Annotated in this window: 11 protein-coding genes and 1 pseudogene; 7 read left to right on the top strand and 5 right to left on the bottom strand. The window is 60.4% G+C overall.

From position 1 onward, the window contains the following. A pseudogene (locus ACXRVY_RS09660) lies at positions 1–216 on the top strand (hypothetical protein); the annotation flags it as partial. A gap of 54 nt (positions 217–270) precedes the next feature. On the opposite strand, the gene trmA reads toward ACXRVY_RS09660, so the two are convergent. Both trmA and ACXRVY_RS09650 read right to left on the bottom strand, forming a co-directional pair. Beyond that, positions 271–1,350 (bottom strand): tRNA (uridine(54)-C5)-methyltransferase TrmA, encoded by a 1,080-nt coding sequence (gene trmA, locus ACXRVY_RS09655; RefSeq protein ID WP_223461023.1) that lies wholly within the window; start codon positions 1,348–1,350, stop codon positions 271–273. Further along, positions 1,347–2,642, bottom strand: a complete 1,296-nt coding sequence (locus tag ACXRVY_RS09650; RefSeq protein WP_223461025.1) for an NCS2 family permease — start codon at positions 2,640–2,642, stop codon at positions 1,347–1,349. Before ACXRVY_RS09650 ends, trmA begins: the two co-directional genes overlap by 4 nt. Positions 2,643–2,865: 223 nt before the next feature. Here ACXRVY_RS09650 and ACXRVY_RS09645 point away from each other — a divergent pair, with 223 nt between their 5' ends. After that, the gene (locus tag ACXRVY_RS09645) at positions 2,866–3,312 is read left to right on the top strand and encodes a DUF4879 domain-containing protein (protein WP_223461027.1); all 447 of its coding nucleotides are present in this window, start codon (positions 2,866–2,868) and stop codon (positions 3,310–3,312) included. A gap of 68 nt (positions 3,313–3,380) precedes the next feature. Then, complete coding sequence (locus ACXRVY_RS09640; protein WP_223461029.1) at positions 3,381–3,932, top strand: DJ-1 family glyoxalase III; 552 nt, start codon at positions 3,381–3,383, stop codon at positions 3,930–3,932. Between the two features lie 6 nt (positions 3,933–3,938). On the opposite strand, the gene ACXRVY_RS09635 is transcribed toward ACXRVY_RS09640, so the two are convergent. Beyond that, on the bottom strand, positions 3,939–5,189 hold the full coding sequence (locus ACXRVY_RS09635; RefSeq protein WP_223461031.1) for an MFS transporter: 1,251 nt from the start codon (positions 5,187–5,189) through the stop codon (positions 3,939–3,941). A gap of 132 nt (positions 5,190–5,321) precedes the next feature. Between ACXRVY_RS09635 and ACXRVY_RS09630 the strand changes: the two genes are divergently transcribed. The 4 genes from ACXRVY_RS09630 (at position 5,322) to ACXRVY_RS09615 (ending at position 8,299) form a co-directional block, all read left to right on the top strand. Further along, positions 5,322–5,594: a hypothetical protein gene (locus ACXRVY_RS09630; protein ID WP_458237305.1), complete on the top strand. Its 273-nt coding sequence runs from the start codon at positions 5,322–5,324 to the stop codon at positions 5,592–5,594. Continuing rightward, positions 5,582–7,018, top strand: coding sequence for a cytochrome ubiquinol oxidase subunit I (locus tag ACXRVY_RS09625; RefSeq protein WP_458237304.1), 1,437 nt, complete (start codon positions 5,582–5,584; stop codon positions 7,016–7,018). The genes ACXRVY_RS09630 and ACXRVY_RS09625 overlap by 13 nt, the downstream gene beginning before the upstream one ends. Before the next feature lie 3 nt (positions 7,019–7,021). Beyond that, positions 7,022–8,029 carry a cytochrome d ubiquinol oxidase subunit II gene (cydB, locus tag ACXRVY_RS09620; protein WP_223461035.1) on the top strand — a complete coding sequence of 336 codons (1,008 nt, stop codon included), beginning with the start codon at positions 7,022–7,024 and terminating at the stop codon, positions 8,027–8,029. 102 nt (positions 8,030–8,131) lie between these two features. After that, complete coding sequence (locus ACXRVY_RS09615) at positions 8,132–8,299, top strand: DUF2474 domain-containing protein (RefSeq protein WP_223461037.1); 168 nt, start codon at positions 8,132–8,134, stop codon at positions 8,297–8,299. A 66-nt stretch (positions 8,300–8,365) separates the two neighbouring features. On the opposite strand, the gene ACXRVY_RS09610 is transcribed toward ACXRVY_RS09615, so the two are convergent. Both ACXRVY_RS09610 and ACXRVY_RS09605 read right to left on the bottom strand, forming a co-directional pair. Then, positions 8,366–9,490, bottom strand: a complete 1,125-nt coding sequence (locus ACXRVY_RS09610; RefSeq protein WP_223461039.1) for a methyltransferase — start codon at positions 9,488–9,490, stop codon at positions 8,366–8,368. A 174-nt stretch (positions 9,491–9,664) separates the two neighbouring features. Further along, positions 9,665–10,327, bottom strand: coding sequence for an autoinducer binding domain-containing protein (locus ACXRVY_RS09605; protein ID WP_458237303.1), 663 nt, complete (start codon positions 10,325–10,327; stop codon positions 9,665–9,667). Position 10,328: the final 1 nt, after the last annotated feature.

Here is a 10,328-nt window from a genome sequence, read left to right as displayed (position 1 = left end):
ACTGTCGGCTACGCGGGTACTGCCCTGTGCCATGAAGGCAAGGACCTGCRTGTATCTATCGCCGGGATGATTTCTGCCAGCAAGCCGCTGATGGCCATGGCGGCCTCGGTCGTCGCTTCGCGCAATGGTCGCCAGAGCAGCGCCGCAAAGTCTGAAGCTGCGCGGGCCAACGGCAGGAAAGGCGGGCGCCCGCGCAAGGTCGATGTTGTCTTGTAAGCTCCCACAAAAAAGCCGTCGTGAAGACGGCTTTTTTGTGCCTGGCAGGCGCCATCAACGCCGGGTCAACAACACCCCGGATTCCATGTGATGGGTCCACGGGAACTGGTCGAACATCGCGCACCGGGTGACGCGGTGGGTGTCGTGCAGTTGGGCGATGTTGGCCGCCAGGGTCTCCGGGTTGCAGGAGATGTACAGGATGTTGTCGAAGCGCCGGGTCAGCTCGCAGGTGTCCGGGTCCATGCCGGCACGGGGCGGGTCGACGAACACGCTACCGAACTCGTAGCTCTTGAGGTCGATGCCGTGCAGGCGGCGGAACGGACGCACTTCGTTCAGGGCTTCGGTCAGTTCTTCGGCGGATAGACGCACCAGGGTGACGTTATCCACAGCGTTTTCGCTGAGGTTGCTCAGCGCCGCGTTGACCGAAGTCTTGCTGATTTCGGTGGCCAGCACTTTGCGCACGCGGGTGGCGAGCGGCAGGGTGAAGTTGCCGTTGCCGCAATACAGCTCCAGCAAATCGTCGGTGCGATCGTCAAGCGCGTCGTATGCCCAGTTGAGCATCTTCTGGTTCACTGTGCCGTTGGGCTGGGTGAACGCGCCTTCCGGCTGGCGGTAGCTGAAGGTGCGGCCGCCGACTTCCAGCTTCTCGACCACGTAATCGTGACCGATAACTTCGCGTTTGCCCTTGGAGCGGCCGATGATGCTGACGTTCAGCTCGGCCGCCAGTTTCGACGCCGCCGCATGCCAGTGCTCGTCCAGCGGGCGGTGATAGCACAGGGTGATCATCGCGTCGCCGGCCAGGGTGGTCAGGAACTCCACCTGGAACAGCTTGTGGCTCAGGGGCGCACTCGCTTGCCATGCTGCCTTCAGCAGCGGCATCAACTGGTTGATGCGCCTGCTTGCGATCGGGAACTCTTCGATCAGGATTGGCGTGCGTTTGTCTTCTTGGGAAAACATCGCGTAGTGACGCTCGCCGGCCTCGCGCCACAGGCGGAACTCGGCACGCAGGCGGAAGTTTTTCAGCGGCGAATCGAAAACGGCTGGCTCCGGTGCATCGAACGGGGCCAGCAGGTCACGCAAACGAGTGACCTTTTCTTCGAGTTGAACGGCGTAGGCCTGGGAATCAAAAGTCATGCGTTGAACCAACCCAGCTTGATCACGAACAGAATCGACAGGATCACCAGCGCCGGGTTCAGCTCACGGCCACGACCGGACATCAGCTTGATGGCGGTCCAGGAAATGAAACCGAAGGCGATGCCATTGGCGATGGAATAAGTGAACGGCATGGCCAGCGCGGTGATCACCACCGGCGCGGCGACAGTGATGTCATCCCAGTCTATTTCGGCCAGGCCGGATGTCATCAGCACGGCGACGAACAGCAGGGCCGGTGCAGTGGCGAAGGCTGGAACGCTGGCGGCCAGTGGCGAGAAGAACAGCGCCAGCAGGAACAGGATCGCGACCACGACGGCGGTCAGGCCGGTGCGGCCACCGGCACTCACGCCAGCGGCGGATTCGATGTAGCTGGTGGTGGTCGAGGTGCCCAGCAGGGAACCGGCCATGGCTGCAGTGCTGTCGGCGATCAGCGCGCGACCCATTTTCGGCATGTGACCGTCCTTGCTCATCAATCCGGCACGCTTGGCGACGCCGATCAGAGTGCCGGAGTTATCGAACAGGTCGACGAACAGGAAGGCGAAGATCACGCTGACCAGACCAATGTCCAGTGCGCCCTTGATGTCCAGTTGCAAGAAGGTCGGGGCCAGGGACGGCGGCATCGACATCACGCCGCCGAACGGGGTGAAGCCCATCACGATCGAAACGATGGTCACCACCAGAATGCCGATCAGCACCGCACCGCGCACGGCAAGGGCTTCGAGGGCGACGATCAGGGCAAAACCGAGGGTGGCGAGGATCGGAGCCGGTTGTTTCAGGTCACCGAGGCCGACCATGGTCGCCGGGTTGCTGACCACGATACCGGCGTTGTGCAGGGCGATCAGCGCCAGGAACAGGCCGATGCCGGCAGCAATCGCCGAGCGCAGCGGTAGCGGGATACTGTTGATGATCCATTCACGGATGCGGAAGATCGACAGCAGAAAGAAACACACCGCCGAGATGAACACCGCGCCCAGTGCTACTTGCCAGGTGTGGCCCATGTGCAGGACCACGGTGTAGGTGAAGAAGGCGTTCAGTCCCATGCCTGGTGCGAGGGCGATCGGGTAATTGGCGATCAGGCCCATGGTCGTCGAGCCGATGGCGGCTGCCAGGCAGGTGGCGACGAACACCGCGCCCTTGTCCATGCCGGTCTCACCGAGGATGCTCGGGTTGACGAACAGAATGTAGGCCATGGCCAAAAAGGTCGTGACGCCCGCCAGAATCTCGGTCCGCACGTTGGTGTTGTGTGCCTTGAGTTGAAACAGCCTTTCCAGCATGTCTGCTCCCCGTGGCGCGTCGGGCGCCGTGAATGTATCGACCTCAACAGCAAAGCACAGGCAGCAGAACGCGCCTGGAAATTACTGTGGGCCGGAAAAAGCCGCGCATCATACCAGTAGCTTGGGGATATGGCTGCTTATGGCGGTGATCGTCGTCGATGTTTTGCGACAACACCAAGTACGCCATACTGCGCGCTGGTTTTTTGGGGGGGATGGGTCCTGCATGAAAAGGCGTCTGGTTAGCGTGTTCAGCGTATGGATGGCGTTGTTTCTCGGGGCTCAAACGGCCGTGGCGGCCTCGGCTGCGCCACTGACGCAATTGAAGGTGCTCAAGGTCGCGTCGCCGTCCTGTGGCGTTGAAAACATCGACGAAGGGCAAACCCGGACTCGCTGCGATCACAATGGCCCGAACATCACGGTGTACGTGCTGGAAGTCGGTTATGGACGCGAGGCCCATGTCGCCCTGGACGGTTTCGAAGTGAATGGCACCCGCACCCCGGTCTGCGCGTTCAAGAACGGCAACCTGACCAGTTGCACCCCCGGGGAAAAAACCGTCGGCTATTTGTATGCACTCGATCTGGCGGGCAAGCAGGAAGGCACGCTGACCTTCAGCAACACTTCGATCAACGCGCCCGGCAATACGATGTCGACGCAGCTTTACATCAAGTAACCACAGGTCCCGAACAAGGGGCAGGAAAGCTGACTACGCTTAAAAGATCATTCTGCGGACAATACCTGATGACCTTTAGAGCCTTGATTGCCCTCGCCGAGGGTACCGATGACCTGCAAACCGTGACCCTGATCGACGTACTGCGCCGCGCGAAAATAGAAGTGGTGGTGGCCAGTATCGAAGGGCGGCGCATGCTCACCTGCGCCCGCGGCACGCGCCTGACGTCCGATGCCATGCTGGTGGATTTACTGGCGCAGCCCTTCGACCTGATCGCCTTGCCGGGTGGTGCGGTGGGTTCGCAGCACTTGGCAGCACACCAACCCCTGCAACAATTGATCAAGGATCAGGCGGCAGCCGGTCGCCTGTTCGCCGGCATCGCCGAGGCGCCCGCCGTGGCGCTGCAGGCCTTTGGCGTATTGCGTCAAAGGCGTATGACCTGTTTGCCTTCGGCCAGCCATCAACTGTTGGGCTGTAACTTCGTCGATCAACCGGTGGTGGTCGATGGCAATTGCATCACGGCCCAGGGTTCAGGCGGCGCTTTGGCGTTTGCCCTGGCGCTGGTGGAGCAACTCTGCGGTAAAGCCACTCGCATGGCAGTGGCGGGGGAGTTGCTCGTTTAGAGAGCATCAGACTTTCGCCTCTTCCTTCTCTTCATCTTTAGCCACGTGCATGCGATCGCGGCTGGCCAGTGTCGGGAACAGTTTGACCCACACCCCGGTCACCACCAGCGTGCCGATCCCGCCCATGACCACCGCTGGCACAGTGCCGAACCAGTGGGCGGTCAGACCAGATTCGAATTCGCCCAACTGGTTCGAGGCACCGATGAACAAGCCGTTCACGGCACTGACCCGACCGCGCATTTCGTCCGGGGTTTCCAGTTGCACGAACGAGGCACGGATCACCATGCTGATCATGTCCGCCGCGCCCAACACCACCAATACCGCCAGGGAAAACCAGAACGAGGTCGATAGGCCGAAGGCGATGGTTGCCACGCCGAAGACGCCCACGGCGGTGAACATCACCCGCCCGACGTTGCGTTCCACGGCAAACCGCGCCAGGAACAGCGACATCAGCAGCGCGCCCACTGCCGGTGCCGAACGCAACAGTCCCAATCCCCAGGGGCCGGTCAGCAGAATGTCCTTGGCGAACACCGGCAGCAACGCCGTCGCACCACCCAATAGCACCGCGAACAGATCGAGGGAGATCGCCCCGAGAATGTCCGGACGACTGCGGATAAAGCGAATGCCTGCGAGCAGTGAATCCAGGGTGGCCTTGCCCTTGTTCAGCGGGGTTTGCCGGGCTGGCAGGTTGAGCATTAGCGAACAGGCGATGACATACAAAAACACCGTCGGGCCATACACCCAGACGCTGCCGAAGGCGTAGAGCAAACCGCCGAGGGCCGGGGCGACGATGGTGGCTGATTGCTGGGCCGATTGCGCGGCGGCCACCGCACGGGGAAACAGCGTGCTGGGCACGATGCCTGGCAGCAGGGCCTGGGTGGTCGGCATTTCAAAGGAGCGCGCGGCGCCGAGCAGGAAGGCCAGGATAAAGATCATTTCCCGGGTGACATGATCGGTGGCACTGCCAATGGCCAGCGACAGGGCAATCAGTGCCTGCAAGGACTGGCAGATCGCCGCGACCTTGCGTCGGTCATAGCGGTCGGCGACGTGCCCTGTGTGCAGCATGAACAGCACGCGCGGGGCGAACTCGACCAGGCCGACCAGACCCAGGTCGAGCACGTTGCCGGTCAATTGATACAGGTTCCAGCCGATGGCCACGGTGAGCATCTGAAAGCCGCTGGCGGTGAAGACCCGTGCCAGCCAGAACGCGAGAAAAGGGCGATGGTGACGTAACAGCAAGGGCTCTTGGCTGGGCATCTGCGGGAAAATCTGGGGAGAGGGGAACGACGAGATTATCACCAACCTGTAACAGAAAGTTGCCATAACAAAAACTTTAGTTAGCCAGACATCGATTTTCTCCAGGTTCCCACAGGAAAAGTATTTCAGCTCGTGACCAAGGCCGTGAGGCAACTTGTCACGCGGCAAAAGACCACGCGGTTCATCCCCGAAATTGGGACTACTCTTTCAACGTTGATTGATCCAGATCAAAACCCACAAAAGGAATTGATCCGGCGGCCGCAAGGCCAGATTTCCTGCGTTGTGATGCGTGCAAAAAAAGAACAAACAGAGATTCGCCACACTCCATATCCGTGGGGGCCGTGGGTGCAGGCTTCCAGCCAGCAGCCGTACTACCTGACAGAGGAAGACTTATGTTCGGTTTAGAGGCACTTGATCTCGCCCGAATTCAGTTCGCGTTCACCATCTCGTTCCACATCCTGTTTCCGGCCATCACCATCGGCCTGGCGAGTTACCTGGCGGTACTCGAAGGCCTGTGGTTGAAAACCCATAACGACACCTACCGTGACCTCTACCATTTCTGGTCGAAAATCTTTGCCGTCAACTTCGGCATGGGGGTGGTTTCCGGCCTGGTCATGGCCTATCAGTTCGGCACCAACTGGAGCCGCTTCTCGGACTTCGCCGGCTCGGTTACCGGGCCGTTGCTGACCTATGAAGTGCTCACGGCGTTCTTCCTCGAGGCCGGGTTCCTCGGCGTCATGCTGTTTGGCTGGAACAAGGTCGGACGTGGCCTGCACTTCTTCGCCACCGTGATGGTGGCCATCGGTACGTTGATCTCCACGTTCTGGATTCTCGCTTCCAATAGCTGGATGCAGACCCCGCAGGGCTTCGAGATCGTCAACGGTCAGGTCATACCCACCGACTGGCTGGCGGTTATCTTCAACCCGTCGTTCCCGTAYCGCCTGRYGCACATGGCCAYGGCGGCGTTCGTSGCCACGGCSTTCTTCGTCGGTTCCTCCGCGGCCTGGCATTTGCTGCGCGGCAGGGACAATCCGGCGATCCGCAAAATGCTCTCGATGGCCATGTGGATGGCATTGATCGTCGCGCCGATCCAGGCAGTCATCGGTGATTTCCACGGCCTCAATACGCTTGAGCATCAGCCGGCAAAAATCGCCGCGATCGAAGGCCACTGGGAAAACAAGGGCGACGAGGCGACCCCGCTGATCCTGTTCGGCTGGCCGGACATGAAGGAGGAGAAAACCAGGTTCGCCGTCGAAGTCCCGTACCTGGGCAGCCTGATTCTCACTCACTCCCTGGACAAACAGGTCCCGGCACTCAAGGAGTTCCCGCCTGAAGACCGGCCGAATTCGACCATCGTGTTCTGGTCGTTCCGGATCATGGTGGGCCTGGGCATGCTGATGATCTTCACCGGTTTGTGGAGCCTGTGGCTGCGCAAGCGCGACACCCTCTACACCTCGCGGCCGTTCCTGTACCTGGCGCTGTGGATGGGGCCGTCCGGCCTGGTCGCGATCCTCGCTGGCTGGTTCACCACCGAAATCGGCCGTCAGCCGTGGGTGGTCTACGGCCTGATGCGCACGGCGGATGCGTCGTCCAACCACAGCTTCATGCAGATGAGCATCACCCTGATCCTGTTTGTCGTGGTTTATTTCGCGCTGTTTGGCGCCGGTCTTGGCTACATGATGCGCCTGGTGCGCAAGGGGCCGAAGACCGACGAAGGCAGGGAAACCAACGACGGTGGCCCCGGCCAGAAACGCACACCGGCCCGTCCGTTGTCCGCAGCCGACGACGATCATGCCGATGCCGGCCACAGCCTGACCAAGGAGATTTGAATCATGGGTATTGATCTTCCGCTGATCTGGGCCGTGATCATCATCTTCGGCATCATGATGTACGTGGTCATGGACGGTTTCGACCTGGGTATCGGCATTCTCTTCCCGTTCATTCCGGGCAAGACCGATCGCGATGTGATGATGAACACCGTCGCCCCAGTGTGGGACGGCAACGAGACCTGGCTGGTATTGGGTGGCGCGGCGTTGTTCGGCGCGTTTCCGCTGGCCTATTCCGTGGTGCTCTCGGCGTTGTACCTGCCGCTGATCCTGATGTTGGTCGGGTTGATCTTCCGCGGTGTGGCCTTCGAGTTCCGCTTCAAGGCCAGGGACGACAAGCGCCATCTGTGGGACAAGGCGTTCATCGGTGGCTCGGTCACTGCGACGTTCTTCCAGGGCGTTGCGCTTGGCGCGTTCATCGATGGGCTGCCGGTGGTCAATCGGCAGTTCGCCGGTGGTTCACTGGACTGGCTGACACCGTTCACGATGTTCTGTGGTGCGGCGCTGGTGGTGGCGTATGCGCTGCTCGGTTGCACCTGGCTGATCATGAAGACCGAAGGCAAGTTGCAGGAACAGATGCATGACCTGGCCCGGCCATTGGCCTTCGTGCTGCTGGCAGTGATCGGCATCGTCAGCATCTGGACCCCGTTGGCCCACGCAGAAATCGCCGCACGCTGGTTCACCATGCCGAATCTGTTCTGGTTCATGCCGGTGCCGATTCTGGTGCTGGTGACGATGTACAGCCTGATCCGCGCCGTGGCCCGCAACGCGCACTACACGCCGTTCCTGCTGACCCTGGTGCTGATCTTCCTCGGTTACAGCGGGTTGGGTATCAGCCTGTGGCCGAACATCATCCCGCCATCGGTCTCGATCTGGGATGCCGCCGCGCCGCCGCAGAGCCAGGGCTTCATGCTGGTGGGCACGCTGTTCATCATTCCGTTCATCCTGGGCTACACCTTCTGGAGCTACTACGTGTTCCGCGGCAAGGTCACCCATGAAGACGGCTATCACTAGCCCTGTGCACCACGAACCTTTGTAGGAGCGAGCTTGTTCCGGGCGGCGCTCCGACGATGGCGTCCTCACAGACGCCATCCACCTTAAACGGAGTAATGAGCCATGTCTGGCAAACATTCCCTGCGCGAAATTGAAGAAGCCGAAAAAAAGCCGCTGTGGCAGCGGCTCAGCTGGTTGGCCCTGATCTGGGTCGGCAGCGTGGGCGCCTTGTTCATCGTCGCCAGCCTGATGCGTCTGTTCATGAACGCGGCCGGTCTGACCACGCACTGACATCTCTCCCGTGGCCTCAGGGCACGGATTTACGACCCTCCGACCGGAGGGTTTTTTTTCGATCTGTTACTTGCGTGCCTTGAGGATCACGAATTTCGGATTGGCCGCCACTTGCTCGACGCCACGGAACAATCGCGCCAGTTTGCTGTGGTAGCCCAGGTGACGATTGCCGACGATGTAGAGCGCACCGCCCACGACCAGCGCTTCACGGGCTTGCTGGAACATCCGCCAGGCCAGGAAGTCGCCCACCACCTGTTGCTGGTGAAACGGTGGATTGCACAGCACGACATCGAGCGATTGCGGTTCCTGGCCGGCCAGGCCATCACCGGCGCGCACGATCACCTCCCGTTCACCCAAGGCTGCGCGCCAGTTCTCGGACGCCGATTGCACCGCCATGAACGACTCGTCCACCAGCGTGTAGTGGGCCTCGGGGTTTTGCAGGGCGCTGGCGATGGCCAGGACGCCGTTGCCGCAACCGAGATCGGCGACCCGCGCCGAACCGAGGTTTTTCGGCAGGTGTGGCAAAAATGCCCGGGTGCCGATGTCCAGGCCTTCGCGGCAAAACACATTGGCATGGTTGAGCAGTTCGATGGCCGGTTCGTCGAGTCTGTATCGCGTAGGGTAAGGCGACACCGCTGGCGTTTTGTCCTGAGCCGTGGCAATCAATAGCCGCGCCTTCTTCACCGCCAACGAGGCTTGCACGGGGCCGATGTAACGCTCCAGCAAGTCGCCCGCTGCCCGGGGCAGATGCTTGATCATGGCTGCGGCAACCACTTGGGTACCGGGTGCCAGTTGGCCTTGCAGGCGAATCAGTTGTTCTTCCAGCAGCGCCAGGGTTTTCGGTACACGGATCAGCACGCAGTCGAACGGCCCGGCAAGGGTTTCGCTGGCGGGTACGCTCGGCACCGCATCAAACACCAGGCCGTTGCGCACCAGATTCTTTTCCAGCCCCTGCAAGGCCAGGAACGAATCACCGCTGCTGACCACTTGCACCTTGCCCGCCAGGCTGGCCGCCAACGCGCCGAAACTGTCATTGAGCACCAATACCCGGGTGTCCGACGCCGGCTGCTGTTCGGCCAGATGATTGAGCAGGTATTCATCGGCTGCATCGAAAGCTTGCAGCGGTTCGTTCTGCTGTTCGGGCTGGCGGATCAGGTCGAGGCTGGCGAAGGGTGTTTCGAGCAAAGGCATGGGGCGGGGCTCTGGGTAATCAACGGATGTCCCGCTGCCTAAGGCGTTGGAGCGGGCGGAGCCGACCGAGTGTACTGCGTCGTGAAGGTCTACACGCCATCACTCAGGAGGGACCGCAAATGGTACGTTTTTTTTGCCTGGATTACCCGCAGGTTTTCCCGTAGTCGGGCGCTTTCAGATGGCTCCCGACCGAGCCGCGGCGATGACTGCCGCAATCTTGTTGTTGACGCCGAACTTCTCGATAGCCCTGTGCACATGAAAGTTGATGGTGCGTTCACTCAAATTGAGGATCCTGGCAATTTCATAGGCAGTCTTGCCATCGGCCGACAGTTTCAATACTTCGAGTTCCCGCCGTGACAAGGGGGGAGCCTGGGGGGGAGCCGGTTTTTTCGGTTGCATTGCGATCGCCAGAGCGTGCAAATGGCGGCTGATGAACACCGAGAACCCAAGATGCTCGTACAGCTCATAGGCTGAAATCGGGCAATGGCTTCTGGCCAGGCTGAAAATGCTGCGCAGACCGGTTTCCTCATCAAAGATCGCCTGGGACCAGCCATGCTGCAAGCCTTGTTGTCGCAGCAACTGCCATAACCATGGCGTCCTGGAAAAAAGCTCTTCACTCCAGAGAACAGGCAACATTGAATGATTGCAATGCGCCACTATCGGGTCTATTTGCGTGGCGTTGTTTTTTTCATATTGAGTATTCCACTCATGGGGGAAGTTGTTCAGGTTCACCGTACTGGTGTCGACCCCGAATGAGTTCGAAGTAATTGAAAAGCCACAAAATTTATATCCAAGGTTTCTAGCGAAACTGAGCGCGATTCGATAGGCAGTATTGATC

The sequence above is a fragment of the Pseudomonas sp. P5_A2_2 genome (assembly GCF_054177685.1).
Note: the sequence above shows the minus strand (reverse complement) of the source record. Positions and strands in the feature narration are given on the sequence as shown.